The 16,778-nt window shown below is 73.9% G+C and carries 20 protein-coding genes; all 20 read right to left on the reverse strand.

Annotated elements, in window-relative coordinates; genetic code table 11:
- Positions 1-4: 4 nt before the first annotated feature.
- Positions 5-370, reverse strand: a complete 366-nt coding sequence (locus IE200_RS16470; protein WP_191280568.1) for an MmcQ/YjbR family DNA-binding protein — start codon at positions 368-370, stop codon at positions 5-7.
- Positions 358-819 carry a hypothetical protein gene (locus IE200_RS16475; protein WP_191280569.1) on the reverse strand — a complete coding sequence of 154 codons (462 nt, stop codon included), beginning with the start codon at positions 817-819 and terminating at the stop codon, positions 358-360. Before IE200_RS16475 ends, IE200_RS16470 begins: the two co-directional genes overlap by 13 nt.
- Positions 819-1,481, reverse strand: a complete 663-nt coding sequence (gene rpe, locus IE200_RS16480; protein ID WP_191280570.1) for a ribulose-phosphate 3-epimerase — start codon at positions 1,479-1,481, stop codon at positions 819-821. Before rpe ends, IE200_RS16475 begins: the two co-directional genes overlap by 1 nt.
- Before the next feature lie 10 nt (positions 1,482-1,491).
- Complete coding sequence (locus IE200_RS16485; RefSeq protein WP_191280571.1) at positions 1,492-2,439, reverse strand: lipid kinase; 948 nt, start codon at positions 2,437-2,439, stop codon at positions 1,492-1,494.
- Between the two features lie 66 nt (positions 2,440-2,505).
- Positions 2,506-3,477 carry a non-homologous end-joining DNA ligase gene (gene ligD / locus IE200_RS16490; protein WP_191280572.1) on the reverse strand — a complete coding sequence of 324 codons (972 nt, stop codon included), beginning with the start codon at positions 3,475-3,477 and terminating at the stop codon, positions 2,506-2,508.
- A 22-nt stretch (positions 3,478-3,499) separates the two neighbouring features.
- Positions 3,500-4,528 carry a hypothetical protein gene (locus IE200_RS16495; RefSeq protein WP_191280573.1) on the reverse strand — a complete coding sequence of 343 codons (1,029 nt, stop codon included), beginning with the start codon at positions 4,526-4,528 and terminating at the stop codon, positions 3,500-3,502.
- Positions 4,529-4,713: 185 nt separating this feature from the next.
- A complete protein-coding gene (locus IE200_RS16500; protein ID WP_191280574.1) occupies positions 4,714-6,030 on the reverse strand; it encodes an RsmB/NOP family class I SAM-dependent RNA methyltransferase in 1,317 nt (438 codons plus the stop codon).
- On the reverse strand, positions 6,023-6,199 hold the full coding sequence (locus IE200_RS16505; RefSeq protein ID WP_191280639.1) for an MmcQ/YjbR family DNA-binding protein: 177 nt from the start codon (positions 6,197-6,199) through the stop codon (positions 6,023-6,025). The genes IE200_RS16500 and IE200_RS16505 overlap by 8 nt, the downstream gene beginning before the upstream one ends.
- On the reverse strand, positions 6,196-7,131 hold the full coding sequence (gene fmt / locus IE200_RS16510; protein ID WP_191280575.1) for a methionyl-tRNA formyltransferase: 936 nt from the start codon (positions 7,129-7,131) through the stop codon (positions 6,196-6,198). Before fmt ends, IE200_RS16505 begins: the two co-directional genes overlap by 4 nt.
- Positions 7,132-7,144: 13 nt before the next feature.
- Positions 7,145-7,690, reverse strand: coding sequence for a peptide deformylase (gene def / locus IE200_RS16515; RefSeq protein WP_191280576.1), 546 nt, complete (start codon positions 7,688-7,690; stop codon positions 7,145-7,147).
- 70 nt (positions 7,691-7,760) lie between these two features.
- Positions 7,761-9,767, reverse strand: coding sequence for a primosomal protein N' (locus IE200_RS16520; protein WP_191280577.1), 2,007 nt, complete (start codon positions 9,765-9,767; stop codon positions 7,761-7,763).
- A 130-nt stretch (positions 9,768-9,897) separates the two neighbouring features.
- Positions 9,898-11,100, reverse strand: coding sequence for a methionine adenosyltransferase (gene metK / locus IE200_RS16525; RefSeq protein ID WP_191280578.1), 1,203 nt, complete (start codon positions 11,098-11,100; stop codon positions 9,898-9,900).
- Positions 11,101-11,171: 71 nt separating this feature from the next.
- Positions 11,172-12,428, reverse strand: coding sequence for a bifunctional phosphopantothenoylcysteine decarboxylase/phosphopantothenate--cysteine ligase CoaBC (gene coaBC, locus IE200_RS16530; protein WP_191280579.1), 1,257 nt, complete (start codon positions 12,426-12,428; stop codon positions 11,172-11,174).
- A gap of 13 nt (positions 12,429-12,441) precedes the next feature.
- On the reverse strand, positions 12,442-12,756 hold the full coding sequence (gene rpoZ / locus IE200_RS16535; RefSeq protein WP_191280580.1) for a DNA-directed RNA polymerase subunit omega: 315 nt from the start codon (positions 12,754-12,756) through the stop codon (positions 12,442-12,444).
- Positions 12,757-12,775: 19 nt separating this feature from the next.
- On the reverse strand, positions 12,776-13,393 hold the full coding sequence (gmk, locus tag IE200_RS16540) for a guanylate kinase (protein WP_191280581.1): 618 nt from the start codon (positions 13,391-13,393) through the stop codon (positions 12,776-12,778).
- The gene (gene mihF / locus IE200_RS16545) at positions 13,390-13,713 is read right to left on the reverse strand and encodes an integration host factor, actinobacterial type (RefSeq protein ID WP_191280582.1); all 324 of its coding nucleotides are present in this window, start codon (positions 13,711-13,713) and stop codon (positions 13,390-13,392) included. Before mihF ends, gmk begins: the two co-directional genes overlap by 4 nt.
- Positions 13,714-13,855: 142 nt before the next feature.
- Positions 13,856-14,302, reverse strand: coding sequence for a hypothetical protein (locus IE200_RS16550; RefSeq protein ID WP_191280583.1), 447 nt, complete (start codon positions 14,300-14,302; stop codon positions 13,856-13,858).
- Positions 14,299-15,123, reverse strand: a complete 825-nt coding sequence (pyrF, locus tag IE200_RS16555) for an orotidine-5'-phosphate decarboxylase (RefSeq protein WP_191280584.1) — start codon at positions 15,121-15,123, stop codon at positions 14,299-14,301. The genes IE200_RS16550 and pyrF overlap by 4 nt, the downstream gene beginning before the upstream one ends.
- Entirely contained in the window at positions 15,120-15,977 is an 858-nt protein-coding gene (locus tag IE200_RS16560) for a beta/alpha barrel domain-containing protein (protein WP_191280585.1), read from the reverse strand. The genes pyrF and IE200_RS16560 overlap by 4 nt, the downstream gene beginning before the upstream one ends.
- Positions 15,974-16,741 (reverse strand): iron-sulfur cluster-binding protein, encoded by a 768-nt coding sequence (locus tag IE200_RS16565; RefSeq protein WP_191280586.1) that lies wholly within the window; start codon positions 16,739-16,741, stop codon positions 15,974-15,976. Before IE200_RS16565 ends, IE200_RS16560 begins: the two co-directional genes overlap by 4 nt.
- Positions 16,742-16,778: the final 37 nt, after the last annotated feature.

Below are 16,778 nucleotides of genomic sequence, written 5' to 3' on the forward strand. Positions count from 1 at the left end.
GGTCCTACGGCTCGAGACCGCGCGAGGCGAGCCATGCGCGACCGCGGCGCTCCGACGCCTGCGAGAGCCAGGCCTCCTCGACGATCTCGACGAGCTCGTCCCGGTCGATCTCGCCGACGCGGGACGCGCGCAGCAGCACCGACGGGTGCCCGTCGAAGTGGGCGGTGGTGAAGAACGGCAGGCGCTCGTCCTGCAGCAGCGCCTGCTTGTCGCCCTCCGAGGCCACCCAGATCACCACGACGTCGTCGTAGCGCTCACCCGTGTGCGGGTCGACCGCGTCGGGTCGCGGCGTACGGAAGAACACGAACGACTTGCCGCCGACCCGGTAGACGGGGTTCTTGTCCGGGCGCTCGACGGTCACGTGCGGCATCGCCCGCGCGGTGCGGTGGATGTCGTCGACGGACGCCGGCCGGCTAACGTCGGTTCGTCCCCGTGCCCGGGCGGGTACGCCCGCCACTCAGCCCGGGCGTCCGGGTGAGTGCGGAGGTGGTCCATCACCCGCCGGTGCTCGGCCTCCTCGGCCATCCGGGTCGGGCTCTCGGGCGTCGCGCTGGGTTCCAGCTCGTAGTTGTAGTAGACGAGGTACGGCACCTCGGCCGCCTCGGCGGCGGACAACGCGTGCAGCAGGTGCCGCGCTCCCCCGGCGAACGATCCGTAGGGGATCGAGACCAGGTCCTCCCAGTCCCGCTCTGTCATCACGAGCTCGACCCGCTGGCGGTCGATGTGGAGGCGGATCCGGCCAGATGTCGAGGCATCGACCTCGCCGAGCGTGCCGAGCAGCGTGAGCAGTCGTTCCCACAGCCGCTCGTAGCGCTGCATCAGGCCTGCGCCGCCAGCGCACGCTCGCGCAGGGCCTGCACCATCGCGTCGGGGTCGTCCGCGGAGTAGACCGCGGACCCCGCCACGAAGACGTCGGCGCCGGCCTCGGCGCAGCGCTCGATGGTCTCCAGCGAGACGCCCCCGTCGACCTGGAGCCAGGTCTCGACCCCGTGCTTGCGCATCAGCTCGCGCGCGGTGCGGATCTTCGGCAGGCACAGGTCGAGGAACTTCTGGCCGCCGAATCCCGGCTCGACCGTCATGATCAGCACCATGTCGAGCTCGGGCAGCAGCGCCTCGTAGGGCTCGATCGGCGTGGCCGGCTTGAGCGCCATCGCCGCGCGCGCGCCCTGCGCACGGATCTCCCGCGCGAGGCGTACGGGGGCCTTCGCCGCCTCGACGTGGAAGGTCACCGACCCGCAGCCGGCCTCGGCGTAGGCAGGCGCCCACCGGTCGGCGTCCTCGATCATCAGGTGGGCGTCCAGCGGCTGGCTCGCGTGCTTGGCGAGTGCCTCGACCACCGGCAGACCCAGGGTGAGGTTGGGGACGAAGTGGTTGTCCATCACGTCGACGTGCACCCAGTCGGCGCTCGGGATGCGCGCGACCTCGTCGGCGAGGCGCGACAGGTCGGCGTTGAGGATGCTCGGAGTGATCTGGATGCCCACGGCCCCGAGCCTAGTGGCGGTCCGCGCCGTCGAGGCGGGCGGCACGGCTCGCGGTGGGCACGACGACGTGCACTGCGTTGCGGTCGACCGTGAAGGTGGCGGTCGTCGAGGCGGCGATCTCACCGTCCAGGTTGACCGGCAGCGGCTCGTCGGTGACCAGGCGGAGGCGGCGGGTGGTGACGTGGTGCACGCGCTCGTGCTCGACGAGGTGGCCGGTCCGCAACAGCCGGGCGACCGAGACGTGGTCGCGCAGCCTGCCCTGCTCGACGGCGTACACGTCGAGCAGGTGGTCGTCGATCGACGCGTCCGGCGCGACGGTGAGTCCTCCTCCGTAGTGCCGCCCGTTGCCGACCGCGACCTGCATCAGGTCATCCAGCTCCAGCACGGTGCCGTCGTCGAGCTCGAGGCGTGCGGCGAAGGGCCGGTGGGAGCGGTACGCCGCGAGGGTCGCCGCCGGGTACGCGAGCCGTCCGAGGCGACGCTTGAGACCTGGGGTGAGTCGTCGTGTCACGGCGACCGAGAGGCCGATGGACGCGACGTTGAGGTAGGCCCGTCCGTCGACGCGGCCGAGGTCGACGTCGACCACCCGACCGTGGAGGAGCGTGTCGACGGCGGCGGCGAGGCCCGCGGGGATCTCCAACGTACGCGCGAAGTCGTTCGCCGTGCCGAGCGGCAGCACTCCGAGACGGGTACGGGTGTGGGCCACCGCGGCGGCCGCGCAGCCGACCGTCCCGTCACCGCCGCCGACGACGAGGAGATCGGGAGCGTCGTCCATGACCGCGACGAGCACCTCGTGGAGCTCCGCGCCCCCCTGGACCGGGTGCACCGCAACCTCGGACCCCACCCCGCGCAGCGCGCTCGCGACCAGCGGAAGGGCGCGGGCGCCGGTGCGCGCGGCGGTGTTGACGACGACGGCCACCCGGTCGGTGCGCGGGGTGACGGGAGTGTCCTGCTGCATGCCCTCGACCGTAGGCGGGCTGTGTGAGAGGAGTCTGAGGCCGACCTGTGCGCCCGCTGTGGCGTCCTACTGTGCGTCGGGATCCGGCGGCGCGTCGGCGCCGTCGGCCTCGTCGCGCTCGGCCCACGCGAGCAGCGGAGCGATGTCGAAGGGGTGGTCGTCGATGTCGGCGTGCAGGTCGCCGATCTCCGCGAACCGCTCAGGCACCGTGAAGATGGTGAAGTCGTCGGGCACGCAGGCGTCGATCTCGTGCCACCGCACCGGCGTCGACACGCGGGCCTCGGGCACGCCGCGCACCGAGTAGGCGGCGGCGATGGTGTGGTCGCGGGCGTTCTGGTTGTAGTCGACGAACAGCTGGGAGGGGTCTCGGTCCTTGCGCCACCACGCGGTGGTGACGTCCCCGCCGGCCCGGCGCTCGACCTCGCGCGCGAAGGCCAGTGCCGCGCGGCGCACGTCCGTGAAGCCGTGGTCGGGCGGAATCCGTACGTAGACGTGCAGGCCGGATCCGCCGCTGGTCTTCGGGAAGCCGACAGCCCCGAGCTCGTCGAGCACCTGGTGGGCGACGTGCGCGACCCGCCGGACCGTCGCCCAGTCGCACTCCGGCCCCGGGTCGAGGTCGATGCGCCACTCGTCGGGCTTCTCGGTGTCGGCGCGGCGGCTGTTCCACGGGTGGAACTCCACCGTCGACATCTGGACCGCCCAGATCACGCTGGCCAGCTCGGTGACGCAGAGCTCGTCGGCCGTGCGCTTCCACCGCGGGAAGAACAGCTGCACGGTCTCGACCCAGTCGGGTGCGCCTGCCGGGAGCCGCTTCTGGTGCACCTTCTGCCCCGCCAGGCCCTTGGGGAAGCGGTGCAGCATGCAGGGCCGCTCGTAGAGCGCGTTGACGATGCCGGGCCCGACGGCGAGGTAGTACTCGACGAGGTCGAGCTTGGTCGCCCCCGGCGCCGAGCCGGTCGGCGGGAAGTAGACCCGGTCGGGGTTGGTGACCTTGACGACGCGGTCGTCGACCTCGATCTCGATGAACGGCGACGCCACGTCCCGACCCTAGCGGTGCGGCCTACTGCTGCGCGGGAGCCTCGGACGGCGTGGGGTCCTCGGACGGTTCCGGAGCGTCGGCCTGCGGCTCGACCGTCACGGTGACCGGGTCCGACCAGCCCTCGTCGGCGTACTGGCTCTCCGGACGGTGCCACCGCAGCTCGGTGGTCGCGTCCAGCCGTACCGTCGTCCTCGAGACGCCCTCGCGGTCGGCGAGGACGGGAGCAGTGGCGGACGTCCACTCGCCACCGGGCGAGCGGGTCTGCAGCACCAGCGGGTCACCAGTGAAGCGGCCGGCCGCGTCGGTGACCGTGCCGCTGACCGTGACCTCCTCGCCCGCCTCGGAGCTGGTGGCGTCCACGGCGACCGAGGTGGTCAGCGCCACTGCCTCGAAGTCGAAGGTCGTGCCGGAAGCGCGGACGGCGTCGAGGTTGAAGGGCCGGCCGTCGCAGCCGAACCCCGTGACGGCGAAGCCGGGGCCGTCACCGTGCTCGGCGGCGAAGCCGCCCGGTGTCGCGTCGGTCGCCCGGTCGAGGGCTGCCCCGGTGGTCAGGTCGACGAGGGTCCACTCGTGGGTCAGCGCAGCCGGTGCGACGTGGGCCCAGGCCCCGGGTGCCACGCTGACGGCCGCCCGCCCGCTCCAGGCGGCGCCTCGGGGAGTCGTGGGGGTGACCGCGACGAGCCACGACACACCTTGGCTGCCGCCGGTCGCCGCCACCGACAGCGAGGTGTCGAGAGCGGTCAGGGAGCTGAATCCCGCGTAGGGACCCGCGGCACTGCCGGCCGCGGCCGGGACGAGGCCGAGGGAGCGGCGCCCGAGCGGCGCGGCGTACGGACCGAGGTTGAGGCGCGAGCGTGGCGCCGTGGCGGCCTCGGCGCCGAAGAGGTCGTCACACCGCACGAAGGTGAGGTAGGCCCCGGCGTCACCCGTGCTGGGGCCGGACAACGTGCGCGTCTCGCCGGCCTGGGCCGGCGCGGCGCCCAGCACCGTGCCGAGCGTCGTCGTCATGGCCGCGACGGCCACGGCCGCCATGAGGCTGCGTACGTGCATGCGTGTCGTTCCTGCTCCCCGTCGCGCCGACCACCCCTCCGGTGTCCCGCGCTGCCTCCATCATGCTGGCACCGGCAAGGGATGTGAACAGGCAGCAGCCTCTTGACACCTGACGGACGCCCGGTTTTCACCTGTCTGGGTGACGGACCGACCGTGGGTGCACCCTTCGGTGTCCGGTCCGGTCCTCAGGCTCGGCGCGTCAGGGTGGCGGCGAACATGGCGTCGGTGCCGTCGCGGTGCGGCCAGAGCTGGAACCGGTCGATCTCGTCGGTGTCGCCGCGACGGCTGAGGACGGCGTCGACGACGGCGGTGGTCTCGGCCACCACCGGCGAGCAGGTCGCGTAGACGACGATCCCGCCAGGCCGTACGGAGTCGAGGGCCGTGTCGAGCAGCACCTGCTGCAACCCCACGAGGACGTCGACGTCCTCGGGCGTGCGCCGCCAGCGCGACTCCGGACGGCGCCGCAGCGCCCCCAGCCCCGAGCACGGGGCGTCGAGGAGGACGCGGTCGAAGGTCCCGGGGGTCCAGGCGGGGCGTGCGCCGTCGCCTGCCACCACCTTCACCGACTCGCCCGGGAGCGCGCGGACGGCGGAGGCGACGAGGGCTGCGCGGTGTGGCTGTCGCTCGTGGGCGACGAGCACGGCGCCGCGCTGCGCTGCGAGCGCGCCGACCAGCGCTGCCTTGCCCCCCGGCCCGGCGCACAGGTCGAGCCACCGCTCGTCGCGGCCCTCGAGCGGGGCGTCGCCCATGGCGAGCGCGACCAGCTGGGAGCCCTCGTCCTGCACGCCGGCACGGCCCTCGGCGACCGCCGGGACCGCGGCCGGGTCGCCGCCGGGAAGGACCACGCCGTACGGCGAGCGTGCGGTCCGGACTCCCCCGGCGGTCTCGAGCTCCTCGACCGTGGCCAGCCCCGGTCGCGCGACGAGCGTGACGGCGGGGGCCGCGTTGTCGGCGGCGAGCAGGGCGTCGAGCTCGTCGTCGTTTCCCAGCGCCTCCGCGAGGAGGTCCACCACCCAGCGCGGGTGCGACCGGGCCACGGCGAGGTGCCCGTGCGGGTCGGCCGTGGCGTCGGGCGACACCTGGTCGACCCACTCCGCGAGGCTGCGCCTGCTGATCGAGCGGAGCACGGCGTTGACGAGCCCGGACGGCCCCCGGCCCACCGTCGCCCGCACGAGGTCGACGCTCGTGGAGATGGCGGCGTGGTCGGGCACCCGCATGGACAGCAGCTGGTGGGTGCCCAGGCGCAGGACGTCGCGCACCTCGGGCTGGAGCCGGGGCTTGGTCAGGCAGGCGTCGATGACCGGGTCGTAGAGCCCGTGCATCCGGATCGCGCCGGAGGCCAGCTCGGTGGCCAGCGCGGCGTCACGACCCGTCAGCCCGTGCTTGCGCAGCACCTGGGGCAGGACGAGGTTGGCGTAGGCCTCGTCGACCCGGACGGCGGTCAGCACGTCGAGGGCGGCGCGGCGCGCGCGGTCCACCGGGCGCGGTCGACGCTCAGCCACCGAGGTCCACCGCCGTCCTGTGGGGCGCGCGGTGGAGCACGAAGCCCTTGCCCGTGCCTCCGCGACGCACCTTCCACGTCGGTCGGTCGCCCCACGACGTGCCGAGCTCGGTCTCGGGCAGGCTCGCGCAGATGTCGTCGACGTCCTCGGGTCGGGCCGCGGTGCTCATGAGGGGTCGTCGCCCAGGCGGACGCCGGACTCGAGACGTACGCCGCGGGCCCAGTCGGCCGCTCCCATCTGCTTCTTGCCGAAGGCCTTGACCGTACTGAGCTGGACGGGGACCGTCCCGGTGCCGACGAGGACGGCGTTCTTGGTGACCTCGAGGACGCCGGGCGCCAGCGGCTCGCGGTCGACCGGGCGGACGGGCCCGATCTTGATCCGCTGGCCCTCGTAGGTGCTCCACGCCCCGGGTGCCGGGTCGCAGGCGCGCACCTGGCGGTCGATGGCGGCGGCCGGGCGGCTCCAGTCGACGCGGGCGTCGTCGACGAGGATCTTCGGCGCGAAGGACACGCCGTCCTCGGGTTGCTCGCGTGCCTCGAGGGTGCCGTCCTCGATCCCGTCGAGCGTCTGCACGAGCAGGCCCGCTCCCCCCTCGGCGAGGCGCGTGAGCAGGTCGCCTGCCGTGTCGTCGGGCCGGATGCGCTCGGTCATCACGCCGAAGACCGGCCCAGCGTCCAGGGCCTTCACGATCCGGAACGTGGTCGCCCCGGTGACCTCGTCACCGGCCCACAGCGAGTGCTGGACCGGGGCGGCGCCGCGCCAGGCGGGCAGCACCGAGAAGTGCAGGTTGATCCAGCCGTGCGGCACGAGGTCGAGCGCCGACTGCGGCAGCAGCGCGCCGTAGGCCACCACGGGGCAGGCGTCGGGGCGCAGGGCAACGAGCGCCTCCTGGAAGTCGGGGTCGCGCGGGTGCTCCGGCTTGAGGACGGGCACGCCCAGCTCCTCGGCGCGCTGGGCGACCGGGCTGGCGACCAGCTTGCGGCCGCGGCCGCTAGGAGCGTCGGGGCGGGTGACGACGCCCACCAGCTCGTGGCGGCTCTCCGCGATCGCCTCGAGCGCGGGCAGGGCGACCTCGGGGGTGCCGGCGAAGACGACGCGCATCAGCTGTGCCCCCTCATCGGCCGAGTCCGTAGGTGGCGTGCGGGCTGATCCGTACGGTCGGGCGCTCCAGGCCGAACCACTCGGACTCGCGGATCTCCTTCATCGCCGCCTTGCGGGCGGCGGTGTCGAGCCGGTCGATGAACAGCACGCCGTCGAGGTGGTCGGTCTCGTGCTGCATCGCACGCGCCAGCAGCTCGGACGCCTCGATCCGCTGCGGCTCGCCGTGCATGTCGAAGCCGGTCGCGACGACGGACAGCGCACGCAGGCAGTCGTAGGTCAGCTCGGGCAGCGAGAGACAGCCCTCGGCGCCGTCCTGGGTCTCGTCGGAGAGCTCGAGCGTGGGGTTGACGAGGTGACCCACCTCGCCGTGGACGTTCCAGGTGAACACCCGAAGGCCGACCCCGATCTGGGGCGCGGCGAGACCGGCGCCGGGCGCGGCCAGCATCGTGTCGGTGAGGTCCGTGACGAGCTGGCGGATCTCCTTGTCGAAGTCGTCGACCTCCAGCGCACGCTGGCGCAGGACCGGGTCGCCGAAGAGACGGATGGGCTGGACGGCCACGGAGCTCCTTGGATCGGGTGTGCGGGAAGGGCCAAGTCTAGGGACGCCGTCGGACGGGCGTCGGCCCCGCCTAGATGCTCAACGGATCGACCTGGATGCGCACGGGGTCGAGTTTGCGCGCCGAGCGCAGCCGCTGGAGGTCGCCGAGGGCCCGGGAGAGCGCCTCGCCCGCCGACCTCGGCACCCGCAGCAGGACCCGGTGCTCGTCCTCGACCGGCACGGGGCCGAGCACCTCCGCGCCGTCGGGCAGGTCGAGGAGGTGGAGCACGTCGTCGAGCGCCCCGAGGTCGCCGGTCACCGTCGCCATCCGGGCCGCGGGCGGCAGGTGGGCCTGGGCGCGCTCCTCGGCCTCGCGCCGGGCGAACCCGGCCGGGTCCCAGCGCACGAGCGCCTGGAGCGCCGGGTGGGCCGGGTCTCCGACCGCCACGACGTGCCCGCCCGGGCGTACGAGCGCTGCCGCGTTGAGCCAGCGGCGCAGGGCCTCCTCGGCCACCCGCAGGTCGTCTCGTGCCAGGGTCAGCCACGTGTCGAGCAGCACGACGGCGGTGTAGCCCTCGTCCGCGACCGGCTCGGCCCCGACGGTTGCCACCACGATGTCGGGCGAGCCGCCGACGCGGTCGACGACCCGGTCCCCGCTCGAGCTGCGCACGGTCGTACCGGCGAACATCCGGCCCAGCTCCTCGGCGGTGCGGGCCTCCCCCCGCACAGGGGCACGCAAACCGCGCCCGCCGCACGCCGGGCAGGCCCAGGTCGTCTCGGCGTGGCCGCACCAACGGCAGTGGGGCGGCTCGGCGGGACCTGCCAGCGCGAGCGGTCCGGTGCAGGCCGCGCAGCGCGCCGGGGTCCGGCAGGTGTCACAGGCCAGGGACGCGGCGTAGCCGGCACGTGGAGTCTGGACGAGAACGGGCCCCGAGGCGAGACCGCGGCGCAGGGCGTCGTACGCCCCACGAGGGATGCGGGTGCCCACGGCGCGGTCCTCGGCCGGGACGGCCTCCACACGAACGCGATGGCGCAGCACCGCGCGCGGGACGGCGAGCTCGTGGGCCCATCCGCTCGCCACCAGCTGCTGGGCCTCCGGGGTGCGGGCGACGCCGCCGAGCAGGGCCGCGGTGCCCTGCTGCGCAGCGCGCGCGAGCAGCACGTCGCGCGTGTGCGGGTAGGGGGCGCGGGGCTCGGCGTGCAGGTCGTCGCCGTCGTCCCACAGCACCACCAGGCCGAGGTCGTGGACGGGCGCGAACGCCGCGGACCGGGTGCCCACGACCACGCGCCGCGCCCCGCGGGAGACGGCGAGGAAGTCGCGGTAGCGCACCGCGGGACCGCCGTCGGCGGTGAGGCACACGTGGTGCCCCTCCCCCAGGACGGCGGTCAGGGCGGAGTCGAGGCGCGCGACGTCGCGGCGGTCCGGCACGCAGACCAGCGCTCCACGACCGCCGGCACGGGCGGCGGCGACCGCCTCGGCGATCATGGTGGGCCACTCGTCACCCGGTGCGGCAGACCACACGGCCCGCGGCACTCCGCCGGTCGCGAGGTGGCGGAGGAACGCCTCGGCGTGCTCGACCTCCGACCACGCCGTGGGCGGGACCGGCACCAGCTCCGGCGCGGGCGGGGACGCGGTCTTCTCCGCGGTGGCGTGTCGCGGTGGCACCGCCAGACGCAGGACGTCGGACCGTGCGCCGGCGTAGTGGTGGGCGAGGGTCTCGCTGAGCCGGGCTATCTCGGGCGCGAGCACGGGCTCGGGGCTGACCACCCTGCGCAGCGGTTGCAGGGTGCCGGTGTGGTCGGTGGTGCTCGCGCGCTCGACCACGTAGCCGTCCACGTCCTGGCCGGCGAAGCGCACCTTGACCCGGGCCCCGGGGACCGCGGTGTCGGCCATCGTGGTCGGCACGGCGTAGTCGAAGGGGCGGTCGAGGTGGGCGAGCGCGATGTCGACGAGCACCCGGGCCACGGGGTCGGTCGTCGCCGGCTGCCAGGCAGCGGCCTTGCGGCGCCGAGTCGCGGCTGCCTTGGCCCTGGCGTCGTCGACGGCGGCACGGAGCCCCGGGAGCATGTCGGCTTCCGGGGCGTCGTGAGAGCTCATGGCGGCGATTGTGTCAGCGGCCACCGACGTCCCCACCTGGTGGGGAGTCCTGGCTCCTGGAGGGGGTTGCAACGGCCTCCAGGAGCCAGGATCCCCGCTCGAGCGGGGATCCTGCGTGAGCGCGCAGGAGTCAGATGCCGGCTGCCGCGCGGAGCTTGTCGGCGCGGTCGGTGCTCTCCCAGGTGAAGTCGGGGAGCTCGCGCCCGAAGTGGCCGTAGGCCGAGGTCTGGGCATAGATCGGGCGCAGCAGGTCGAGGTCGCGGATGATCGCTGCCGGGCGGAGGTCGAAGACCTCGAGCACGGCGTCCTGGATCTCCTCGTCCGGGACCACGCCGGTGCCGAAGGTCTCGATGAACACGCCGACCGGTGCGGCCTTGCCGATGGCATAGGCGACCTGCGCCTCGCAGCGTCGCGCAAGGCCGGCGGCGACGACGTTCTTGGCCACCCAGCGCATCGCGTACGCCGCCGAGCGGTCCACCTTCGAGGGGTCCTTGCCGGAGAAGGCGCCGCCACCGTGACGGGCCATGCCGCCGTAGGTGTCGACGATGATCTTGCGCCCGGTGAGTCCGGCGTCGCCCATCGGCCCCCCGATGACGAAGGTGCCGGTCGGGTTGACCAGCATCCGGTAGCCGTCGGACGGGATGTCGAAGGACCCGAGCACCGGGTCGATGACGTGCTCCTTGATGTCGGCCTCGAGCGCGGCGTGCTCGATCCCGGGGTCGTGCTGGGTGGACAGCACGACGGTGTCGACGCGCAGCGGGCGGTCGTCCTCGTCGTACTCGATGGTGACCTGGGTCTTGCCGTCGGGACGCAGGTAGTCGAGCGTGCCGTCCTTGCGGACCTCCGTGAGCCGCTGCGCGAGACGCTGGGCGATGGTGATCGGGAGCGGCATCAGCTCGGGCGTGTCGTCGCACGCATAGCCGAACATCAGGCCCTGGTCGCCGGCGCCGCGCTTGTCGAGCTCGTCCTCCGAGGACCCGACGCGGGACTCGTGGCCGGCGTCGACGCCGGCGGCGATGTCGCTCGACTGGGCGCCGATGGCGACCTGCACGCCGCAGGTGGTGCCGTCGAAGCCCTTCTCGGACGAGTCGTAGCCGATGTCGAGGATGGCCTTGCGGACGATGTCGGCCACCGGGGCGTAGGCCGTCGTGCGGACCTCGCCGGCCACGACCACCAGGCCGGTGGTCAGCAACGTCTCCACCGCCACGCGCAGGTTGGCGCGGTCGGGGTCCTCTGCCATGAGGTGGTCAAGGACGGAGTCGCTGATCCGGTCGGCGATCTTGTCGGGGTGGCCCTCGGTCACGGACTCGGAGGTGAAGAGGCGTCCAGCCACGTGTGCCCTCGATTCTTGTGTGGAACGGTGTCGGCAAACCTACTCGGTGCCCAGCATCCGGGACGGGCGTCTCAGTCCACGAATCGCCGGGCGACCTCGTCCCAGATCACCTGGGCGAGCGCGGCCTTCGTGCCCCGCGGGACCTCGACGGCGGAGCCGTCGGCCCCGAGGATGACGGCCTCGTTGTCGGCGCTGCCGAAGACCGCTCCCCCGCTGACGTCGTTGACGACCAGCAGGTCGCAGCCCTTGCGGGCCAGCTTGGCGCGTGCGAGGTCGAGGACCGAGCCTGACACGTCGCCGGTCTCGGCCGCGAAGCCCACGACGACCGCACCGTCACGGGCCCGGTCACGGGAGATCTCGGCGAGGATGTCGGGGTTCTGCACGAGCCCGATCGACGGCGCCGAGCCGTCCTCGGCCTTCTTGATCTTCGCGTCGCTGACCGAGTCGGGGCGGAAGTCGGCAGGTGCCGCGGCCATCACGACGGCGTCCGCAGTGGCGGTCGCTGCCAGCACGGCCTCGCGCAGCTCCTCGGTGGTCTCGACGTGCACGACGCTGACGCCGGCCGGGGCGTCGAGCGAGACGTTGGCGCTGACGAGCGTGACGTGGGCGCCACGGGCCGCAGCCGTACGGGCAAGCGCGTAGCCCTGGAGGCCCGAGGAGCGGTTGCCGAGGAAGCGCACCGGGTCGAGGTACTCGCGGGTGCCGCCGGCGGACACCACGACCTTGCGGCCGGCGAGGTCCTGCGGGGCGTCGGCGCCTCGGTCGAGGACGGCACGGACGAGCTCGAACACCTCGGCCGGCTCTGGCAGCCGTCCCTTGCCGCTGTCGGCGCCGGTGAGCCGGCCGACCGCCGGCTCGACGACCACGACTCCGCGACGGCGCAGCGTCTCGACGTTGGCCTGGGTGGCCGGGTGCTCCCACATCTCGGTGTGCATCGCGGGCGCCAGGACGACCGGGCAGCGCGCGGTGAGCAACGTGTTGGTGAGGAGGTCGTCGGCGAGGCCGTGGGCTGCCTTCGCGAGCAGGTCGGCGGTCGCCGGGGCGACCACGACGACGTCGGCCGTCTGGCCGATCCGCACATGGGGAACCTCGTGGACGCCGGTCCACACCTCGGCCGACACGGGCTTGCCGGACAGGGCCGCCCACGTCGGCGCCCCCACGAACTCCAGCGCCGCAGCCGTGGGCACGACGGTGACGTCGTGCCCCGACTCGGTGAACCGGCGCAGCAGCTCGCAGGCCTTGTAGGCGGCGATCCCGCCCGAGACGCCCAGGACGACCCTTGGAGACGGTTGCTGTGCAACCTCCTCAGGACGAGCCCTCGCGGTCATCGAGAGGCTCGCGTCACTCCGTGGCGTCGCCGGCAGCCGCGGCCTCGGCGGCGGCGGCCTCGGCGGCAGGATCGATGTCCTCGCAGGTCAGGAGGTCGTCGTTGATCTCGCGCAGCGCGATCGAGAGCGGCTTCTCCTGCACGTGCGTGTCGACGAGCGGACCGACGTACTCGAGGAGACCCTCGCCGAGCTGGGAGTAGTAGGCGTTGATCTGGCGGGCGCGCTGGGCGCTGTAGAGCACCAGCTTGTACTTGCTGTCGGTCTTTTCGAGCAGGTCGTCGATCGAGGGGTTGGTGACGCCCTCGGCGGCGATGGTGGGAGAAGCCACGGTGTGGATGCCTCGCTAGTCAGTTGGGCGGGTCGAGTTCGGGGGACGAAGGTCCAACCATCAAGGCTACCAACTCGTCGGCGGCAGCGTGAACTTCGTGGTTGACGATGGTGACGTCGAACTCGCTCTCGGCGGCGAGCTCGGCACGCGCGGTCTCGAGACGACGCTCGCGCTCGGCCGCGGTCTCGGTGCCGCGGCCGACGAGGCGGCGTACGAGCTCCTCCCACGACGGCGGCTTGAGGAAGACGAACAGCGCCTCGGGCATCGTCTCGCGCACCTGCCGGGCGCCCTGGAGGTCGATCTCGAGCATCGCCGGGCGTCCGGAGGCCAGCGCCAGGTCGACGGGACCACGAGGCGTGCCGTAGCGGGCGGCCTTGTGGACCACGGCCCACTCGAGCAGGTCACCCTTGTCGACCATGGCGTCGAACTCCTCGTCGGAGACGAACCAGTAGTGGACGCCGTTCTCCTCGCCCGGGCGCGGCGGACGGGTGGTGGCCGACACCGAGATCCACACCTCGGGGTGCGTCTCGCGCACGGCGGCGGCGACGGTGCCCTTGCCGACGGCCGTGGGGCCCGCGAGGACGATCAGCCGCGAGCGGGTGGGGGTGGTGCCGGTCTGCGCAGAGGAGTCGGTCACGAGGCGTCGGGGCCGAACTCACGCTCGAGCGCGGCGACCTGCTTGACGCCGAGCCCGCGGACGCGACGGCTCTCGGCGATGCCGAGACGCTCCATGACCTGACGGGCGCGGACGCGACCGAGCCCGGGCACGGACTGGAGGAGCTCGACGACGCGCATCTTGCCGATCACCTCGTTGGTCTGGCCCTCGCGCAGCACGTCGACGATGGAGCCGCCGGAGTTCTTGAGGCGGTTCTTCACCTCGGCCCGCTCACGTCGGGAGGCCGCGGCCTTGTCGAGGGCTGCCTGGCGCTGCTCGGGCGTCAGAGGGGGCAAGGCCACGAAAGCTGTCCTTCGGGATCGGAACGGGCCGGTCACGGGAGGGCCGGCAGGTGCGGGTCAATCTAGTCAGTGCGCGACGACGCAGGCAATCGAACCGTCACCCTCGCCCGGATCACGTGATGTTCGCCATCCCGGCAGGCCTTCAGCGCGACAGCGGCGTGCCGCAGACGTCGAGTGCGTGCTGCTCGACGGCGGCCATCGCATCGATGGCCTGCTCGGACCCGACGTCGCGCGCGGCAGCCTCGATCTCGGCGCGCGCGGCGTCGTCGAGCCGTCCCGGCGGCGTGTCGGCGCTGTAGTCGGACGGGTCGACGTCGTGCTCGGCCAGCACCCGCTCGAGGGCTCGGAGCGGGTCGACGACGGCGGCCCAGTCGTCGGAGATGTCGCGCGGCGCCTGCTCGGCGAGGTCGACGTAGGCGTCGAGCGCGTCGAAGACAGCCCCCGGGTCGTCGGAGGCAGCGACCTCGGTGAGCGCGGCCTGGTGGTGCTCGACGGTCTCGCAGTAGCGCTCCTGCGGGTCGCGCGAGCAGCCGCCCAGGGCGAGGCCGGCCAGGGCGGCCAGCGTCGCCGCCGGGACGAGGTGCCTCACGCGCCGAGGCCCCGTACGGCGTCGTTGCCGCGCAGGGCGGCGTCGCGCAGGGCCGTCGCGTCGGGTCCGGCGCGGAGCACCTCGCGCGAGGAGCTGGGCAGCGCCCAGCGCGCCGCACGTCCGAGGATGCGCTCGAGGTCGGCGACGGTCCCGCCCTGGGCGCCGAAGCCGGGCACGAGGAGCGGGCCGTTGACGTCGAGGTCCTCGGCGGTCTCGCCGATCGTGGCGCCGACGACGGCGCCGAAGGAGCCCACCGGCACGACGCCGGCGTTGAGCGTGCGCAGGTGCGCCAGCACCGTCCCCGCCACGGTGCCGTCGGCGGTGCGCGCGTGCTGCACCTCGGGTCCCTCCTTGTTCGAGGTGAGGGCGAGGACGAAGAGCCCGCCGCCGTGCTCCAGGCAGGCCTCCACCATCGGGTCGAGCGAGCCGAAGCCGAGGAAGGGGCTGACCGTGAGCGCGTCGGACCCCAGCGGGGAGGTCGGGTCGAGGTAGGCGTCGGCGTAGGCCTGGGTCGTCGACCCGATGTCGCCGCGCTTGGCGTCCATCACCACGAGCGCGCCGGCGGCCCGGGACTCGGCGACCACCCGCTCGAGGACGGCGATGCCCTTGCTGCCGAAGCGCTCGTAGAACGCGCTCTGGGGCTTGACCACGCCGACCACCGGGGCGACCGCCTCGACGACGGTGAGCGCGAACCGCTCGAGCGACGCGACGTCGTCGGACAGTCCCCAATCGTGCAGCAGGGCCGCGTGCGGGTCGATGCCGACGCAGAACCGACCGCGGTCCTCGATGGCGGCGGCCAGGCGGGTTCCGAACGGGGTCACGGGGTCTCCTCGGGTGGGGGCGGGGCGGCGGGCAGGAGGTCGGCGCGCAGCCGCGCGACAGTGGTGGGGTCGTGCAGGAGCGCGGTGCCCACCTGTACGCCGACGGCGCCGGCGTCCAGGAAGGAGCGGGCCGACGCCAGGTCGTGCACCCCGCCGCAGCCGATGACCGGGAGGGCGGGCAGGGCGTGGTGCACCTCGGCGACGCAGCGCAGCGCGACCGGCGAGACCGCCGGCCCGCTCAGCCCGCCGGCCCGGCCGTCGCGGAACGCGGCGGGCACCGCGTTGCCGACCACCACCGCCGTCGCGCCGGCCTCGTGGCAGGCGCGTGCGCCCTCGAGGACCCGGGACACGTCGGGTCGCAGCTTGGCCAGCACCGGCCGGTCGGAGGGGAACTCGCGTCGCACCGCCGCGATGACGCTCGCCGCGTGGTAGGGCTCACGGACCTCGAACAGCCCGGCCCCGGCCTCGTCCGGCGCCCCGACGTTGACCTCGAGGCCGGCGACGCCCGGCGCACGGCTGAGCCGGCGCGCGAGGTCGGCGTACTCCCCCATCGTCGCCCCTGCGACGGAGACGAAGACGCGGGCGCCGGCACGCACGAGCCACGGGAGCTCGGTGGCGAGGAAGTGCTCCAGGCCCGGGTTGGGCAGCCCGACGGCGTTGACGAGCCCGCCGGACACCTCCTCGACGCGAGGCCCGGTGCCGCCGCTGCGCGGGTCGAGGGTGATCGAGCGGGTGACGAGGTCCAGGCCCTCGAGGCCGGTCGGTCCGGCGAAGGGCAGGAGCTCGCGGCCCGTGCCGCCGCAGCCCGCGGCGACCATCACTGGCCCGGGCAGCATCCGCAGCGAGGTGCTCACAGGGTGTCCCACCGCACGCGGTCACCGCGCACGACCGGCCCTTCGGTGCAGGCCCGGACCACGCGATCGACTCCGTCCTCGCCGACGACGGGCAGCGCGCAGCCGTGGCACAACCCGGTTCCGCAGGGCGTCGGCACCTCGACCGCCACCTGGCTCCAGGCGCCCGCCCGCTCGGCCGCGGCGGCTGCGCTCCGGAGCACCTCGACGGGTCCGGCCGCGTAGACGACGTCGGCGTCGCTGCGCCGGACCAGGTCGTCGACGTGGTCGGGCACTCCCCCGCGCTGACCGACCGAGCCGTCGGCGGTGAGCACGGTGACCGACCGCGCCGAGCGCCGCGCCTCGAGCGCCGACAGCAGGTGGTGCTCGTCGGGGGCGGAGACGACGAGCGAGACCGCGCAGCCGCGCTCGCGCAGCCGTTCGGCGAGCGGGAACAGCGGCGCGGCGGCGTACGCCTCGCCTACCAGCAGGCAGGACACGGCGTCCTTCGGCAGCGCGAACGGCCGTCCGAGGGGACCGGTGATCGCGACCTTCGCCCCGACGGGCTGGGCGGCGAGCCAGGCCGTGCCGCTCCCCCGGACCTCGAGGACGACGTCGAGGGTGGGTCCGAATGCGCTGGAGGCGCGGACGCGGTGCACCCACAGGGCGCGGCGCGCCACGTGGCCGGCGACGCTCAGCGCGACGAAGCTGCCGGCGCGGAAGCGCTCCGGGACACCCGGGGCGGTCAGCGTGAGGTGGCGGTAGGCACCCACGCGCTTGGTCGCCACGACCTCCCCCTCGACATGGACCGGCCCGTGCGGTGTC

The organism is Nocardioides flavus (ex Wang et al. 2016), assembly GCF_014653115.1.
Classification (GTDB): domain Bacteria; phylum Actinomycetota; class Actinomycetes; order Propionibacteriales; family Nocardioidaceae; genus Nocardioides; species Nocardioides flavus.

What these genes read in the sequence shown, in the direction of transcription:
- fmt (WP_191280575.1), bottom strand. Translation starts at nt 7,131, where the DNA reads ATGCGCGTCGTCTTCGCCGGCACCCCCGAGGTCGCCCTGCCCGCGCTC.
- IE200_RS16475 (WP_191280569.1), bottom strand. Translation starts at nt 819, where the DNA reads ATGCAGCGCTACGAGCGGCTGTGGGAACGACTGCTCACGCTGCTCGGC.
- IE200_RS16485 (WP_191280571.1), bottom strand. Translation starts at nt 2,439, where the DNA reads ATGCAGCAGGACACTCCCGTCACCCCGCGCACCGACCGGGTGGCCGTC.
- IE200_RS16495 (WP_191280573.1), bottom strand. Translation starts at nt 4,528, where the DNA reads ATGCACGTACGCAGCCTCATGGCGGCCGTGGCCGTCGCGGCCATGACG.
- IE200_RS16470 (WP_191280568.1), bottom strand. Translation starts at nt 370, where the DNA reads ATGCCGCACGTGACCGTCGAGCGCCCGGACAAGAACCCCGTCTACCGG.
- coaBC (WP_191280579.1), bottom strand. Translation starts at nt 12,428, where the DNA reads ATGACCGCGAGGGCTCGTCCTGAGGAGGTTGCACAGCAACCGTCTCCA.
- IE200_RS16505 (WP_191280639.1), bottom strand. Translation starts at nt 6,199, where the DNA reads ATGAGCACCGCGGCCCGACCCGAGGACGTCGACGACATCTGCGCGAGC.
- IE200_RS16520 (WP_191280577.1), bottom strand. Translation starts at nt 9,767, where the DNA reads ATGAGCTCTCACGACGCCCCGGAAGCCGACATGCTCCCGGGGCTCCGT.